Here is a 15,132-nt window from a genome sequence, read left to right as displayed (position 1 = left end):
TTGTCAGATATGAACCCCTCGCCATATCTTACAGCTACGTAAGAGATCGTTGCGGGGGCATAGTCCCGCACGCATGGCAGGAGCATGGTGAACCCCCTCCACACGAAGCCTCCCGAGCAGTTCGTCGCCGACTTCTTCACGACCTTCACCAACGCCGTGGTCCATGGCTCGGAAGACGCCTCCGACCTGATGTCCAGGTACTGCACCCGTGACGTCGTTCAAGTCGCCGACGGCGTAGCACTCGACTGGGACCGCCTCGCCGCCCACCTCCGCCCGGTGCGGAAGAACCTGCGCGAGTTCCGGTTCGAGGTGCACGAGGCGTTCACGGACGGAAGCAGAATCGCCACCCGCTTCACGGTGCACGCCCGGATGCGCAAGGGCGGGGCGGTTTCCACACGGGTCCACATGTTCGCGGAGTTCACCCCCGACGGCCTGTTGCGACGAGCTGAGCAGCTCACGCGAGCCGTCGCCCCCACCGAACCCGGGACGGCGGAGTGATCCGCATGCGCGTCCGGCTCGTCCATGGCCTCGCCCTGTTGTCCACCGGTGCCCTCGCCGGCGCATTCGGCTACGGAGCGGCCAACCTCGTCCCCACCTTCAACGCCGTACCGCTCACCATGAGGCTGGCCTTCCACACCCAGTTGATGCAGATGAACGGCATCACCATGCAAGGCGCCATGGGCGTGTCGGCGCTCAGCGCCCTCGCGCTCACCGTCATGACGCGGGGCGCCTCACGGTGGCTGGCCGGAGGGGCCGGGCTCCTTGCCCTGGCCTCCTTCCTGATCACCCGTCTCGGCAACGTCCCCATCAACGGCCGCATCAAGCAGTGGGCGGCCACCTCGGCACCCGCCGATCACGCGGAGATCCTGGCCCGCTGGGAGGCGTTCAACTACGCACGCACAGGTGCCGCATTCGCAGCCTTCGCACTGCTGATCCTTCTCTCCCTGCGCGGTGTCGATGCCGGCCGGTCGACGGATGGCCGCCGCCCGTAGCGAGGCGCTGGGGACCATGTACCTGATCCACCAGGACATGGCGATCACCCGAGGGAGGGGCGGCGGCGCGGAGAGGTGCTGCGTCACCTCTCCCAGGCTTCCGCAACACCCTTCAGTACTCCACCGCCGGCAGCGGCAGCTCACGCTCCTCGCCCGGTTCGATCAGCACCGCCCGCCCCGGCAGCTCGACGTCGATCGGGTCCCGGCCCGAGCCCGGGACCGCGATGTGCATGCCGCCGGGCGCCACCCGCAGCCGTACGCCCCAGTGGCCGCGGTAGCGCAGCGTGAAGCAGAACTCGGACAGCTCCGGCAGCGGCACCGGATCCAGCCGCAGCGCACCGCCGCGGGTCTCCAGGCCGGTCAGACCGCGCTGGACGAGGTCCAGGGTGCCCGCCATCGCGCCCAGGTGGATGCCCTCGCCCGTCGTCCCGCCCTGGACGTCGGCGATGTCGCCCTCCAGCGCCTCCCGGCAGAACCGCCACGCCTCCGACCGCCGCACCCGCGCCAGCACCCAGCCGTGCACCAGGCCGCTGAGCGTCGAGCCGTGACTGGTGCGGTGCAGGTAGTAGTCGACGGTGCGGCGCCACGTCTCCTCGTCCAGGACGTAGCCGAGGCGGCTGAACAGGGCGCGCAGCTCGGCCGGTGAGAACAGGTAGCCCAGCATCAGCACGTCCGCCTGCTTGGACGCCTTGTAGCGGTTGACGCTGTCGCCCTCCGCCTCCAGGATCCGGTCCAGCCGCCGGATGTCCCCGAACCGGCGGCGGTGCCCCTCCCAGTCGAACTCCGCCAGCTCGCCGAACCCCTCGAACTGGCTGATCACCCCGTCGTGGAACGGCACGTGCAGCATCCGCGACACGTCCTCCCACAGCTCCAGCTCCGTGTGGTGCAGCCCGGTGCGCTCCACCAGCTCCTGGCGCCGCGGCTCGGGCAGCGAGCGCAGCAGGTCCAGCGTGCGGCCCAGCACCCAGGCGGCCGTGACATTGGTGTACGCGTTGTCGTCCAGGCCCGGCTCGGCCGCCCCCGGGTAGGCGTCGTGGTACTCGTCCGGGCCGACGACCCCCCGGATGCGGTAGCGGCCCAGCGCCGGGTCGTGGGTGGCGCGGCACGCGTAGAAGCGGGCGATCTGGAGCAGCATCTCCGCGCCCTTGGTGTGCAGGAACTCGCTGTCCCCGCTCGCCTCGCAGTACTGCCAGACGTTGTACGCGATCGCCGAGCCGACGTGGTGCTGGAGGTGCGAATGGTCCGGCACCCAGCGCCCGGAGCGGGGATTGAGGTGCAGCCGCTGCGCCTCCTCGCGGCCGTCGCTGCCGCTCTGCCACGGGTACATCGCCCCCGTGCACCCCTCGTCCACGGCGGCGAAGCGGGCCCGCTCCAGCCGCCGGTGGCGGTAGGTCAGCAACGCCCGCGACACCTCCGGGAAGTGCAGGTTCAGATACGGCAGGACGAACAGCTCGTCCCAGAAGATGTGCCCCCGGTACGCCTCGCCGTGCAGCCCGCGCGCCGGGACCCCGACGTCCAGGTCGGCGGTGTGCGGCGACAGCGTCTGCAGCACGTGGAACAGGTGCAGCCGCAGGATCCGCCCCGCCTCGTCGGCCACCTCCAGCTCGGCCCGCCGCCACAGCTGCTGCCAGGCCGCCCGGTGGGACGACAGCAGCGTCTCGAACGGGCCCGCGCGCCGCACCCGGTCCACCGCCGCGTGCAGCGGGTCGCTGATCGCCGGGTCGTGCGAGGTGTGCAGGGCGACCGTCTTGTCCACGACGGCGGCGCGCCCCTGCTCCAGCTCCAGCCGGAAGCGCTGCACGGTCCGCCGTCCCGGGTGGTGGGAGACGCCGTCGGCCGGCGCGGTGGTGCGCGACGCCATGCCGATGCGGATGTCGGACGTGCTGGTGCGGCAGCGCAGCCACACCGTGTCCGCGGCCGCGTCGCCCGTGTGGACGTGGATGAGGTGGCGGGTGGCCAGCTGCCGGTACCGGGCCACGCCCGTGTTCTCCACGGACCCGTCGAGGGCGGCCTCCACCTCCAGCGTCCCCGACCAGTTCTCCGCGGTGAAGACCGTCCGCAGCGCCGCCAGGTGCGGGTCCGCCATGTGCACCAGCCGGTGCTGGCGCACGGCCAGCCGGCGCCCCTGGTCGTCCTCGTACCGGGTGACCCGCTCCAGCGTGCCCTGCCGCAGGTCGAGGATCTGGCGGTGCCCGGCCATGCTCCGGCCGCCCGGGACCAGCCACGGGCCGGGCCGTCCCCCGCCGTTCACCCGGTAGCGCAGCACCAGCCAGTTCGGCAGGTTCACCAGGTCCTCGTTCTCGACCCGGCGGCCCGCGACGGTGGAGGTCAGCCGGTTGTAGCAGCCGGCCACGTACGTACCCGGGTAGTGGACGCCGTCCGCGGCGCACTCGCTCGCCGCGCCCCGGGTGGCGAAGTAGCCGTTGCCGAGGGTGCACAAGGACTCCCGCAGGCTCTCCCGCTCCGGGGCGTACCCCTCGTACACCCAGGTCCAGTCGGTCTCCGTCACGGGAGTGCACCCCGCTCCGCCCCCGCGTCGCCGCCCGTCGGGGCCCCGGTCAGCAGCTCCGCGAGGTCCCGTACGACGAGACCGGCGCCCGCGCGCCGCAGCGCCTCGCCCGTTCCCGGGCCCGCCGTCCGGTCCACGCCCACCACCAGGCCGAAGCCGCCGCGCCGCCCCGCCTCGACCCCCGGCAGCGCGTCCTCCACGACCGCGCACCGGCCGGGGGGCACCCCGAGGCGGCGGGCCGCCTCCAGGAACAGCGCCGGGTCCGGCTTGCCGGGCAGCCGCAGCCGGGCCGCCTCGACGCCGTCGACCACCGTGCCGAACAGCTCCAGCACCCCCGCGGAGGCGAGCACCTCCCGCGCGTGCCGGGACGCGGAGGCGGCCGCCGACGGCACCCCGTCCCGGCGCAGGACCCGCAGCAGCCGCACCGTGCCCGGGTAGGCGGCCACGCCCTCCTCCCGCAGCCGCCGTGTGAACAGCCGCTCCTTCTCGGCGGCCACCCGCTCCACCTCCTCCCGCGGCACGCGCAGCCCCCGCGAGGCGAGGAACGACGCCGCCCCGTCCAGGCGCGACCGGCCGTCCACGTACCGCAGGTAGTCCGCACCGGGGTCGAAGGGGCGGCGCTGCGCGGGATCGCCCGGCGGCCCGGCGGCCAGGAACGCGTCGAAGGCCTCCTTCCAGGCCGCCGCGTGCACCGCGGCCGAGTCGGTGACGACCCCGTCGGTGTCGAGGACCACGGCGCGCACCGCCCGCAGTGCGGGTGCCCGTACGGTCATGGCACCTCCTTCGGCTGCGCTCGTGCGTGTCCCGGGAGATGCGAGTCCCCAGGAATGCCCGCCGTACCCGTCATGGTGGCGCCCCACGTTCCCGGTGCCCCCGCCATGGCGTGTGCGGCCATGTCCACGGCCGTCGTACGCGCCTAGCCTCCGGTCGTCGCGCGCATCGAACCCGGAGGTGCTGATGTTCCCGCCCACGCGAGCCACCAGACGGTACGCCGCCCTCACGGCGGTCACCCTGGCGGCCCTGACCCTCGGCGCCGCTCCGGCGCCACCGGCCGCATCCGACGTCCCGCGCGGCCGGTGCGCGGCAGCCGCGTCCCTCAAGGTTCCCGGCGCCGGCCACCAGGAGACGGCCTGCCTGGACGAGCTGACCACCGCCGGCACCGTGGGCTCGGGCCACACCGACCCGGCGGACTGGGCCGGGCTCACCCCCAGGGACCTGCCCGTCCCCCGCGGCGTACCCGGCGTCCAGATCGACGGCTGGTTCCCCGACACGTCCACCACCAACACCAACCACGGCTGGCGGCACGACTCCCAGTTCGTCATCCGGCTGCCCGACCGCTGGAACGGCGGCCTGGTCGTCTCCGGCACGCCCGGCAACCGCGAGCAGTACGCCAACGACCGCGCCATCGCCGACTGGGTCCTGGCCCGCGGCTACGCCTTCGCCGCCACCGACAAGGGCAACACCTCCGCCGCCTTCCCCGGTGACGGCCGCGCCCCCGGCGACGCCGTCGCCGAGTGGAACGCACGCCTGACCCAGCTCACCCGGGCCGCCCGCGCCGTCGTCGCCCGGCACTACCACCGCCCGCCCGCCCGCACCCTGGCGACCGGCATCTCCAACGGCGGCTACCTCGTGCGCTGGCAGCTGGAGAACCACCCGGAGCTGTACGACGGCGGCGTGGACTGGGAAGGCGTCCTGTGGCGGGCCGACGGCCCGAACCTCTTCACCTTCCTGCCCCCCGCGCTGCGCCACTACCCCGTGTACGCCGCGGGCGGGCCGGCGGCCGGGGCGGCGCGCGACGCGATGCACGCCGCCGGCTACCCGGCCGGCTCGGAGTTCCTGTGGCCGTACCACCACACGTACTACTGGGCCCTCACCCAGCGCCTCCACCGCGAGGAGTTCGACCCCGGCCACACCGGGGCGGACGCCGACTACGACTGGGCGGCCCGGCCCCCGGAGGTCCACCGCGCCGTGGAGCGGATCGCGCTGACCGGACGCATCGGCAAGCCGCTGCTCACCCTGCACGGCACGCTCGACGTGCTGCTGCCGATCGGCCGGGACTCCGACGTGTACGCCCGCATGGTCCGTGACGCCGGGCGCGGCGGACTGCACCGGTACTACCGCATCGAGAGCGGCACGCACACCGACGGCCTGGTGGACGCCTTCCCGGACCGGCTGCGCCCGCTCGTGCCGTGCCACCGCACCGCGTTCACGGCCCTGGAGGACTGGCTGCACCGCGGCCTGCGCCCGCCCGCGTCCCGGACGGTCCTCAGGGACCCGGCCGCGGACCCGGCCACGCTCCTGGCCGACTGCCCGCTGAGGTGAGCCGGCCGCCGCGGCCGGCCGCGCTTCCCCGCTCCTTCCGGGACGTGGGGGCCGGGGCGCCCGGGTCAGCCGGCGGGAGCCCGGCACGGGCCGCCGGACTCCGCCCGGCCGCGTCCCTCGAAGGCCGGCCGCAGCGCCTCCACCAGCCGTTCGACGTACGCTCCTTCACCGGGCGCGGCGAGGTGCGGGTACTCCGCCTCGAAGTGGACCCACTCGGTGCCGGGGTACGCATCCGTGGCCAGGTTCGCGAAGTCCTGGAGCTCCACCTTCCTGTTCGGCAGCGGCCACTCCCCGGCCAGCCGGAACACCTCGTCGAGCAGCTCCAGGGGCAACGGGTACCGCTCGGCCAGCAGGACGGCGTCGTACAGGTCCTTGCCCTGCGGATGCGCGTCACTGATGAGCCACAGCAGTTTCCAGGCGAGCGACAACTCGGGTGTGGCCGCCAGGACCACGGCGCCGCAGGCGAGTTCCACCGGTTCCGGCTCGGCGGGCAGACGCTCGTTGAACACGAAGTCCAGCTGCACCTGCCCCTCCGGCAGCCCCGGCACCGACCACGGCAGCATCATCCGCCGCCCCGGCACGCGGTCGTACGTCCAGATGTCCTCCGCGACCATGCCGGAGGCCTTGATCCCGGCCCGGCCGTCCGCAGCCGCCGCGATGCCCTCCAGCATCCGGGCGGTCCGGCCGTCCTCCATCCGCCAGGACACGGGGATCACCACGAAGTCGAGATCGCCCGGCTCCCGGGCCGCCGCGCCGAACCGGTCGGCGAGGAGCACGCTGCCCCGCAGCACCAGCGAGTCCACCCATGGGGAGTCCGACACCGCCGTCAGGACGGCGTCGAGCGCCGCCCGCCGGGCCCGGACCCACGCGGCGGTCCGCTCCGGGGAGTCGAAGACCGGGTCGCCGGCCCGGTAGGCCCGCTGGAAGTGCTTCAGGGACGGGTCGAACACCGCCCGCTGCCGCACGTCGTCCCCCATCACCGGCCGCAGGGTCCTGGGCAGCTCCCGCAGCGCCCGGGTCCGCTCGTCCAGGGGTTCCCGCGGTATCTCGGTGCTCCGCCAGTCGAACTGCCGCCATGTGCCGCTCACGAGGCCACCCCCTCCGGGTCGAGCCACCCGTCGTCCACCGACAGGTCGCTGTCGTACAGCACGAACTCCCGCTCCTCCGAGAGGATCCGGAAACCCGCGGCGGCGAGGTCCGCGGCCAGCGCGTCGCACGCGCGTCCCGCGGATGCCGCCCCGCCGGGGCCGCGGTACCGCTGGGTCACGAACCGCTCGTGGCGGCTGCCGTCCGCGGACACGCGCCGGGCGTTCCAGGACAGGTGCGCGCCGTGCGGAACCACGACGGCCTCCAGACGCGCCCGGTCGAAACCGGAGTCGAGCGACAGGCGCAGGTGATGCTCGAAGTAGCCGCCGCCCGGACCCGGCCGGTCCGACGTCCACGGGACCGTCTCCACCTTGACGCGGACCGGGTGGAAGCCGTCCGCCCGGAGCCGCGGCACCAGGGTCTCGTGGCTGATGCGGTCCGGCACCGTCAGCATCGGCTGCGACACCATCCGGCCGCGCGCCAGCACGATGTGCGTCACCTTCAGCGCCCGGGCGGCAGCCCACTCCTCCAGCCGGACCAGCTCGTCCGGCTCCGGGCAGCGCACCGTCACGTGCGTTTCGTACGGGGACATGGGAGCGATCCTGCCGGACGCGGCGTCCGGCCCGCATCCGGGTTCCCGGGAGAAGGCGCCCGGACAGCCCGTCACCCGAAGTGCGCCTCCCCGAGGGCCGGTTCGCGGAGGGACCCTCGCACCGCGCGGCCGGACCCGGCCGGGACGCGGGCCCCCGGGCCAGGGCGGGCCTCCGGCCGGGGCACCCGCGGGAGCCTCTCCTGCCCGGCGGGGCGAGGGGTTCCCGGCCCTCCTACGGGCAGCTCTCCTCGAGCTTCACGGCGCCGAAGTCGAGCGTCGTGGTGGTCGGGACGCTGGTGCCCGCGGCCCTGCTCTGCGAGCAGACCTTCCAATTCCGGTCGAGCACCTGCATCCGCCCGGCGCCCGTGCTGTCGTGCGACGTCAGAGGAAGAAGCCCTCGGCCTGGGCGGTGTCCTGAGCGGTCTGCAGCACCATGCCCGCGAAGTCGGGCACCGTCGCCCGCTCGGCCTCGGTCGGCGCGGGGGCCTGAGCCCGCGCCGGGGCTGCCGCCTCGGTCGCCGGCGCAGCGGCATCCGGCGTCGCCGCATCCGGGGTGGCGGCGGGCGACACGGTCACCGTCACGGTCCGGGTCACCGCGGGGGCCGGCTCGGCGCTTCCGGCAGTCGTCGTGCTTCCGTCCCCCGAGCCGCCGATCCCCACACCGGTGAGGAAGAGGACCACCGCGGCCGGGATGATGACGCGCTTCCGTGCCCACGTCGGGCCACCGGTGGGCGCACCGGCGGCCCGACACCCGCAGCGGCCACTACGCCGCACCCCGCCGCTACCGGCTCCTCCTGTCGCCGTCCGACCCCGGCTGTCTGCTCGTCGCCGTCACCCACGGCCTGCTGGGCCTCGGCGACGCGCTCCCGCTCACCGTCCTGCCCGCGCTCCCCGACACGCCGGACGGCGGCTACGCCGCCCTGCGCCCGCTCTACGAAGCCGCCGCGCACCGGTTCACCGGGCCGGCCGCCGCCCCCGTCCTCAGTGACGGCTGGACCGGCCGGATCGTCAGCGCCCACGCGCCGGACATCCTGGAGGACCTGGTGCTGCGGTTCGCCGGCGACCGCGGCGACGCGCTGCACCCGCCGGCCGCCCGCGCGGAGAGCCGGGCCGTCGCGGTGCTGTGCGAGCTCGGCGTCCACGAAGCAGCCCAGCACGCCGGAGAGCTCGGCCTCGACGGCGACGCCGCCCACCGGGCGCCGCTCAACACCCTCCTCGGGGCACTGGACGCGCTGGAACGGCGGCTCGCCGGCCAGGAGTACGTCCTCGGCGGTGACACGCCGACCCTCGCCGACGTCCGGGTGTGGGTCACGCTGCTGTACCTGGACACCGTGCACCGCTGGCACCTGGACGCCGACGCGGTGCACCGGATCGCCGCCCACCCGTCCCTGTGGTCGTACGCCCGGCGCCTCGCCGCGCACCCGGCCTTCGGCGCGCACCTCGACGTCGCCGGCATCGCCGCCCGCCACCACGCCCGCTGCCGGGGGCGGGAGGCGGCCGGCGCCGCCATGCCCATCGTGCAGTGGCCCGTCCGGCCCCCGCGGCCGCCGTCGCGCCCGGCGACGACCACGCTGAACACACCCGCGTAGCGCGTACCGCGGGGGCCGGCCGGACCGCTGCCGCGCGTCAGGCCCGCTGCCAGAGCGCCGGGACGTTCGGCGGCTCCCAGCCCGGCTGCGCCTGGTGGCCCTGGAGGCAGCGGTAGACCGCGCCGCCGTACGTCACCTGGTCCCCGGCCGTGTACACGGTGCCCACCGTCCACGTCCCGCCGGGCGGGTCGCCCGGGTCGCCCGGGTCCTCGGGGCCCGTCGTGGTCTTCAGCGTCAGCCCGTACGCCTGGAGCAGCGGGTTGATCGGCTGGTGGAACGTCGTGCCGCCGCTGCGGCAGTCGCCCGACCCGCCGGAGGTGACCCCCTGCGCCTGGCTGCCCGAGATGTACGAGCCGCCCGAGTCCCCCGGCTCGGCGCACACGGTCGTGCGGGTCACGCCGGTGATGGTGCCCTCGGGGTAGGTGACGCTCGTGTTGTGCTGCTGGATGGTGCCGCAGTGCCAGCCCGTCGTCGAGCCGGACCGGCAGATCGAGGCGCCGACCGGCTGCTGCACCGATCCGGTCACCTGGACGTTCACGCCGCCGGCGCCCTTGACGTACGGGGTCGCCGTCCAGCCGGAGCCGGTCGCCACCCACGCCATGTCGCGGCCCGGGAACGAGGACGCCTGGAAGCTGCCCTGCGCCACCTGGTTGTAGCCGCTCGTGGACGTCCCCGCGCGGCCGCAGTGGCCGGCGGTGGCGAAGCCCTGCTGGGTGCCCCGGGTGACCGGGAAACCGACCGAGCACCGCCCCCCGCCACCCATGTAGTACGCGTCGCCGCCCCGCAGGTCGTACAGGGCGCGCGGCCGTTCGGGGGCGTGGACGATCCGCACCCGCGACCGCTCCGCGCCGCTCGCGCGGAGCAGCGACTCGGCCGCCGACGCCTCGACCGCCCGTATCACCACGGTGTTGGTGCGGACGTCGACGTACCAGACCGGGGCGTCGGTGGGGGAGTTGCGGGCCGCGGCGCGGTCCAGGGCCGCCTTGGTGCGGTCGAGCTCGGCCAGGGTGTGCGGTACGACCCGGGCCCGCGCGCCGGCCGCGGCGATCGCGCCGGCGTCGGCGGCCCGCGTGGTCGCCACCGTCAGGGCGGCGGAGTCGGGCCCGTCCACCCAGGCACCGGCGTACGCGCCCGCCAGCCGCTGCCGGAGCCGGGCCGCCGCCGCGCCGGCCTCGGCCTCGTTGACCAGCCGCTGCCTGGCCTGCGCCGGGCTGATGCCGAGGTCGCGCTGCATGGCGGACAGCAGCCCCGGAGGGGCGGCGGAGGTGGCGAGGGTGCCGGCCGCTCCGACGGCGGCGGGGCCCACGGCGGGCCCCGCGGCGGCCTGCGACGGGGCCAGGAGCAGTGCGCCCGCGGCGGCCGCGGCGGCGGTACACGCCACTGCGGCGTTCCTGTGCGACATGGGGGAGTACCCTTCCGGTCGGTTCGGTGGAGGTGTGCCGAAACCGTAGGGAGGGTGGGTCCCCGTGCAGCAGATGTCAGTTGACCCTCTCCATCGCGTTATGGATCGCGTCCCGGGCGGCGGGCGCGGTACGCCGCGCCGCCAGCCAGCGCGTGTAGCTGGGGCTGCGCGCCGCCGCCTCCCGGTGGGCCGCCCGGGCGTGGGCGACCACCGCGGGGGACCGGGCCGCCGCCGGCGCCTCGGGGTGCCAGCCGAGCAGGTGCCGCCACACCAGCGGGGTACCGGTCAGCGGGCGGGTGACCATGCCGGGCGTGGCGGGGAACGTGGCCCGGCACAGCCCCACCGCCCGCCCCACCTGCACCAGATGGACGCAGGACGCGGTGTCCGCCTCGTACACGCAGGCCGGGGTGAAGCCCGCCCGGAGGCAGGCGGCGGCGAAGCAGTCACCGAAGCAGCCGTCGCCCGGCACGTCGGTCCACGCCTCCGCCGCGAGTTCGGCCAGCTCGATCTCGGCGCGTGCCGCGAGCGGATGGCCGGCCGCGAGCATCACGAACACCGGGTCGCGCGCCACCTCCGTCCACGCCAGTCGCCCCGCCGCGGGATCGGGCGGCGCGCTCTCGCCGCAGGCACCGACGAGGGCGTAGTCCAGCCGCCCCTCGGCGGCCGCTGCGGCGAGCTCGCGCTCGGACCAGGAGGTCCGGGTGGTCACCGGCGCGCCCGGCTCGGCGGCGGCCAGCCGGTCCACCAGACCGCCCAGCAGCGGCCCGTGGGTCCCGCCCAGCCGGAACGCGGGCCGGCCGGCACCCCAGGGCCCGCCGGCGCCCGCGGCCCGGGCGAACCGCACGGCCTCCCGCTGGAGTTCGCCCACCGCGGGCAGCACGACCCGGGCCCGGTCCAGGACCAGCTCGCCGAGCGCCGTGGCGCGCACCCCGCCACGCCCGCGCTCGAACAGCGCGCCGCCGAGCGAGCGCTCGATCCGGCGCAGCTGCGCGCTGAGCGCCGGCTGGGCGAGCCCGAGCTCGGTGGCCGCCTTGGTGAGACTGCCCGCGTCGGCGATGGCGCGGATCGTCCTCAGGTGCCGCAACTCCAGGTCCATGACGGCAGCTTGGCCGCCGTCCGCCGCCATCGGCAATAAGCAGGTCCGGACCAATTCCGCGGGCGGAATCCGGCCGCGGGCCCGCGTGCGCCCGTGCCGGTTGGGCAGAATCGCGGACGCCGGTACCTACCGGCCCTGCTTGTCCACCCGCCCCCAGGGAGAGCTGATGGCGATCACCGAGACGCGCGTTCCCGGCCCGGCAGGTCTGCCGCTGCTCGGCTCCATGCTGGACCTCCGCAACGACTCGCTGGCCACCTACGTCCGGTCCCTGCGCGAGCACGGCGACGTCGTCCGGCTCACGGCCGGTCCGCCGGGGCTGCGGTTCGAGCTGTACGGGGTGTTCTCGGCGGAGGGCGCCCAGCAGGTCCTGGCGACGGAATCGGCCAACTTCCGCAAGGACAACGCCTTCTACCAGGAGGTCCGGGAGTCCTTCGGCAACGGCCTGCTGACCAGCCAGGACGACGACTACCTGAGGCAGCGGCGGCTCGTGCAGCCGCTGTTCACCCGGCGGCGCGTCGACGGCTACGCGCAGGCGGTGACCACCGAGGTCGCGGCCCTGACGAGCCGGTGGCATGCGGGAGCCGGTTCCGGCACGGCGGGAGCGGGTGCCGGTGCCGGCGCGGGTGCCGGAAGCGCTCCCGGAGGCGGCCGGGCGGCCGCCGCCGCGCCCGACGCGGACACCCGTGTCGTCGACGTCGTCGACGAGATGACGCGGCTCACCCTGCGCGCCGTCGCCCGCATCCTGTTCGGCGTGGACGTCGAGGCCGCCGTCGACGTGGTGGAGCGCTGCTTCCCCGTCATCGGCGAGTACGTCCTGCGGCGCGGCTACTCCCCCCTCAACGTCCCGCGAGACTGGCCCACGCGCGCCAACCGCCGTGCCGCCGCCGCGTCGCGCGAGCTGTACGCGGTGTGCGACCGCATCGTCGAGGAGCGGCGCGCGCAGGGTGCCGCCGCGACCGGCGAGGACCTGCTGACCCTGCTCGCCCAGGCCGGCAGCGCCGAGGACGGCACCCTCGACGCGGCGGAGATCCGCGACCAGGTGCTGGTCTTCCTGCTCGCCGGGCACGAGACCACCGCGACCTCGCTCGCCTTCGCGCTGCACCTGCTGGCGCGCCACCCCGAGCAGCAGGAGCGGGCCCGGGCCGAGGCCGCCCGCGTCCTGGACGGGCGCACCCCCACCGCCGCGGACCTCGACGCGCTGCCGTACCTGACGATGGTCCTCAAGGAGGCCATGCGCCTGTACCCGGCGGCACCGGTCATCGGCCGACGTGCCGTCGCCGCCACCGTCGTCGGGGGCCACACCGTCCCGGCCGGTGCCGATGTGATCGTCGCGCCCTGGGTGACCCACCGTCACCCCCGCTACTGGGACGACCCCGAGCGCTTCGACCCCGAGCGCTTCACCCCCGAGGCCGAGAAGGACCGGCCCCGCTACGCCTGGTTCCCGTTCGGCGGCGGCCCGCGCGCCTGCATCGGCCAGCACTTCTCGATGCTGGAGTCGGTTCTGGCGCTCGCGATGATCCTCCAGGAGTACGAGCTCACCGCCGTCGACGGGACGGTGCCGGTCCAGGCCGCCATCACGCTGCGTGCGGCGGGCCCGGCGCGCTGCATCCTGCGCCGCCGCTGATCGGGTAGTTGCCCGGCCCGGACCGGTAGCCGGGGCGCGGTTGCGGGTACAGCCGCGCCCATGACCGGTATCGAGCTCAGCAGTGCGGCGTTCGGCGACCACCAGGCGATCCCCCGCCGCTACACCGGGGAGGGGGAGGACATCTCCCCGCCCCTGACCTGGTCATCTCCACCGGACGGCACGGCGGAGCTGGTCCTCGCCTGCGAGGACCCGGACGCCCCGGACGGCGCCTTCCTCCACTGGCTCGTCACCGGCATCGACCCGGCGAGCGACGGTGCGGAGGAAGGGCGGACCCCGCCCGGCGGCACCGAGTGGCCCAACGGCTTCGGCCGCACCGGCTGGGGCGGCCCGCTGCCGCCGCCGGGCCACGGCCGCCACCGCTACTTCTTCCGCCTGTGGGCCGTCTCCCAGCCCCTGCCGCTCACCGGCCGGCCGACCGCCGACACCGTGCACCGGGCCCTGGCCGGCCGCGAACTGGCGAGCGGCGCCCTGATGGGCACCTACCAGCGCTGACCCGCCCGGCCCCCGCTCCCGGCGCACCGCCGGCACACGGAGCCGCCGCCGGACACAGGTCCCGGCGCCCTGTTCGGCACCTACCAGCGCTGACCCGCCCGGCCCCCGCTCCCGGCGCACCGCCGGCACGCGGAGCCTGCCACGGGACGCAGGCCCCGGTGCCCTGATGGGCACCTCCCGGGTCGCACCGCCGGCACGCACGCCCCGCCGGACGGCCCGTCACGGGCCCGGCGTCGCGGCGTCGGTGTAGCGCAGCAGCGCCCCCACCCCGTCGCGCAGCGGCACCTCGTCCGCGGGGACGACGACCAGCTCGGCACCGGTGCCCGCCACCGCCCGCACCAGGGCCTCGTCGGCCCGTTCCCGGCGCGGCGCCCGCACCCCGAAGGAGACCAGCTCCTCCTCGGTCAGCGCGAGCTGCGCCGGCCCGGGACCGGTCCACAGCGGTTCCGCCGGCTGCCACGGCCGGGGCGGGTGCAGCAGCAGCGCCGTGACCTGGCCGCGCTGCAGTGCCGCGACCCCGGCCGCCAGGCCCTCGGCCGTACCGGCGCCGCGCGCCCGCCGGGCCAGGAAGGTCTCCACGAGCGCGCGGTCGTGCGCGGCCATGCGCCCGCGCAGCACGCCGGCGACCTGCGGCTCCAGCAGCGCGCGGCCGGCGGCGGCGGGGGCCGGCCCGCCGACCCGTACGACCCGCTCGCGCAGCGCCCGCGGCAACCGGCGGAGCAGGACGTTGCCCGCCCACTCGTCACCGCCCAGCACCACCGCGTCCGCGCCCGTGCGCCGCGCCCACCGGTCCAGCTCGTGCCCCAGTCGCGCCGCGGCGCCGTGCCACCCGGACACCGGCACCCGCCGCAGCAGCCGCTCGCCCGGCGTGACCCGGGACACGGGCCACCTCCCGGCCTCGGCCGCCACCGCGACCGTGCCCGAGGCGTCGGCGGTGGGCAGTCCGCGGTAGTGGACCACCACGGCCAGGTAGGGGATCTCCGGAAGGTGCTGCGCCACCAGCGGCATGGCGTCCGGCAGCGTGCCGTACCGCGCGACGTCGTGCGCGGGCGGCGCCGGCAGCTCGTCGTCCAGGACGACCGTCCCGTGCGCGGTGAAGATGGCCTGGCCGTGCACGCCGGGCACGTCCGCGTCCGCGCCCACCACCTCCTCCGCGGCGGCGATGGACGCCCGGTCCGCGCCCTGCCGCGCCAGTTGCTCGCGCAGCCGGTGCCACCGCTGGGCGATCGCCCGCTCGGCGTCGTCGGTGTCCCGCGACGTGTCCAGGTACACGGAGGTGAACGGGCCCCGCTCCGCGTAGAGGGGTTCCAGGAACGACAGCCTCATGGCCACTCCTCACCACTCCCGGTGGTTCCGCCCCCACCTCCGATGATGCGCGCCTCCGGGGCGGCCCGGAGCGGCCCGGAG

Annotated in this window: 14 protein-coding genes; 6 read left to right on the top strand and 8 right to left on the bottom strand. The window is 75.6% G+C overall.

Annotated elements, in window-relative coordinates:
• The first annotated feature begins 84 nt into the window (after window positions 1-84).
• Both ACIA79_RS04105 and ACIA79_RS04100 read left to right on the top strand, forming a co-directional pair.
• Window positions 85-498: a nuclear transport factor 2 family protein gene (locus ACIA79_RS04105; RefSeq protein WP_399426580.1), complete on the top strand. Its 414-nt coding sequence runs from the start codon at window positions 85-87 to the stop codon at window positions 496-498.
• A gap of 5 nt (window positions 499-503) precedes the next feature.
• Window positions 504-992: an anthrone oxygenase family protein gene (locus ACIA79_RS04100; RefSeq protein ID WP_399426579.1), complete on the top strand. Its 489-nt coding sequence runs from the start codon at window positions 504-506 to the stop codon at window positions 990-992.
• 112 nt (window positions 993-1,104) lie between these two features.
• Here the strand turns inward: ACIA79_RS04100 and ACIA79_RS04095 are convergent, their stop codons facing one another.
• Together ACIA79_RS04095 and ACIA79_RS04090 are read right to left on the bottom strand one after the other, a co-directional pair.
• Window positions 1,105-3,501 (bottom strand): glycoside hydrolase family 65 protein, encoded by a 2,397-nt coding sequence (locus tag ACIA79_RS04095; protein WP_399426578.1) that lies wholly within the window; start codon window positions 3,499-3,501, stop codon window positions 1,105-1,107.
• The gene (locus tag ACIA79_RS04090) at window positions 3,498-4,274 is read right to left on the bottom strand and encodes an HAD family hydrolase (protein ID WP_399426577.1); all 777 of its coding nucleotides are present in this window, start codon (window positions 4,272-4,274) and stop codon (window positions 3,498-3,500) included. The genes ACIA79_RS04095 and ACIA79_RS04090 overlap by 4 nt, the downstream gene beginning before the upstream one ends.
• A gap of 184 nt (window positions 4,275-4,458) precedes the next feature.
• Here ACIA79_RS04090 and ACIA79_RS04085 point away from each other — a divergent pair, with 184 nt between their 5' ends.
• On the top strand, window positions 4,459-5,823 hold the full coding sequence (locus tag ACIA79_RS04085; RefSeq protein WP_399426576.1) for a tannase/feruloyl esterase family alpha/beta hydrolase: 1,365 nt from the start codon (window positions 4,459-4,461) through the stop codon (window positions 5,821-5,823).
• 65 nt (window positions 5,824-5,888) lie between these two features.
• Here ACIA79_RS04085 and ACIA79_RS04080 read toward each other — a convergent pair whose 3' ends face one another.
• The 3 genes from ACIA79_RS04080 to ACIA79_RS04070 all read right to left on the bottom strand — a co-directional run bounded on the left by ACIA79_RS04080 (window position 5,889) and on the right by ACIA79_RS04070 (window position 8,083).
• Window positions 5,889-6,911, bottom strand: coding sequence for a nucleotidyl transferase AbiEii/AbiGii toxin family protein (locus ACIA79_RS04080; RefSeq protein ID WP_399426575.1), 1,023 nt, complete (start codon window positions 6,909-6,911; stop codon window positions 5,889-5,891).
• A complete protein-coding gene (locus tag ACIA79_RS04075) occupies window positions 6,908-7,501 on the bottom strand; it encodes a hypothetical protein (RefSeq protein WP_399426574.1) in 594 nt (197 codons plus the stop codon). Before ACIA79_RS04075 ends, ACIA79_RS04080 begins: the two co-directional genes overlap by 4 nt.
• Window positions 7,502-7,882: 381 nt before the next feature.
• Window positions 7,883-8,083, bottom strand: coding sequence for a hypothetical protein (locus tag ACIA79_RS04070; RefSeq protein WP_399426573.1), 201 nt, complete (start codon window positions 8,081-8,083; stop codon window positions 7,883-7,885).
• 125 nt (window positions 8,084-8,208) lie between these two features.
• Here ACIA79_RS04070 and ACIA79_RS04065 point away from each other — a divergent pair, with 125 nt between their 5' ends.
• Window positions 8,209-9,090, top strand: coding sequence for a glutathione S-transferase C-terminal domain-containing protein (locus ACIA79_RS04065; RefSeq protein ID WP_399426572.1), 882 nt, complete (start codon window positions 8,209-8,211; stop codon window positions 9,088-9,090).
• A 37-nt stretch (window positions 9,091-9,127) separates the two neighbouring features.
• Here ACIA79_RS04065 and ACIA79_RS04060 read toward each other — a convergent pair whose 3' ends face one another.
• Both ACIA79_RS04060 and ACIA79_RS04055 read right to left on the bottom strand, forming a co-directional pair.
• Window positions 9,128-10,492: a carbohydrate-binding protein gene (locus ACIA79_RS04060; RefSeq protein WP_399426571.1), complete on the bottom strand. Its 1,365-nt coding sequence runs from the start codon at window positions 10,490-10,492 to the stop codon at window positions 9,128-9,130.
• Window positions 10,493-10,568: 76 nt separating this feature from the next.
• On the bottom strand, window positions 10,569-11,588 hold the full coding sequence (locus ACIA79_RS04055; RefSeq protein WP_399426570.1) for a LysR family transcriptional regulator: 1,020 nt from the start codon (window positions 11,586-11,588) through the stop codon (window positions 10,569-10,571).
• 166 nt (window positions 11,589-11,754) lie between these two features.
• Here ACIA79_RS04055 and ACIA79_RS04050 point away from each other — a divergent pair, with 166 nt between their 5' ends.
• A complete protein-coding gene (locus ACIA79_RS04050) occupies window positions 11,755-13,212 on the top strand; it encodes a cytochrome P450 (protein WP_399426569.1) in 1,458 nt (485 codons plus the stop codon).
• 60 nt (window positions 13,213-13,272) lie between these two features.
• Complete coding sequence (locus tag ACIA79_RS04045) at window positions 13,273-13,725, top strand: YbhB/YbcL family Raf kinase inhibitor-like protein (RefSeq protein WP_399426568.1); 453 nt, start codon at window positions 13,273-13,275, stop codon at window positions 13,723-13,725.
• 219 nt (window positions 13,726-13,944) lie between these two features.
• On the opposite strand, the gene ACIA79_RS04040 is transcribed toward ACIA79_RS04045, so the two are convergent.
• Window positions 13,945-15,051, bottom strand: coding sequence for a hypothetical protein (locus ACIA79_RS04040; protein WP_399426567.1), 1,107 nt, complete (start codon window positions 15,049-15,051; stop codon window positions 13,945-13,947).
• Between the last annotated feature and the right edge of the window lie 81 nt (window positions 15,052-15,132).

This window comes from Streptomyces sp. NPDC051310, from assembly GCF_044455245.1.
In the GTDB taxonomy this organism is placed as follows: domain Bacteria; phylum Actinomycetota; class Actinomycetes; order Streptomycetales; family Streptomycetaceae; genus Streptomyces.
This window is presented reverse-complemented; position numbering and strand designations above follow the sequence as displayed.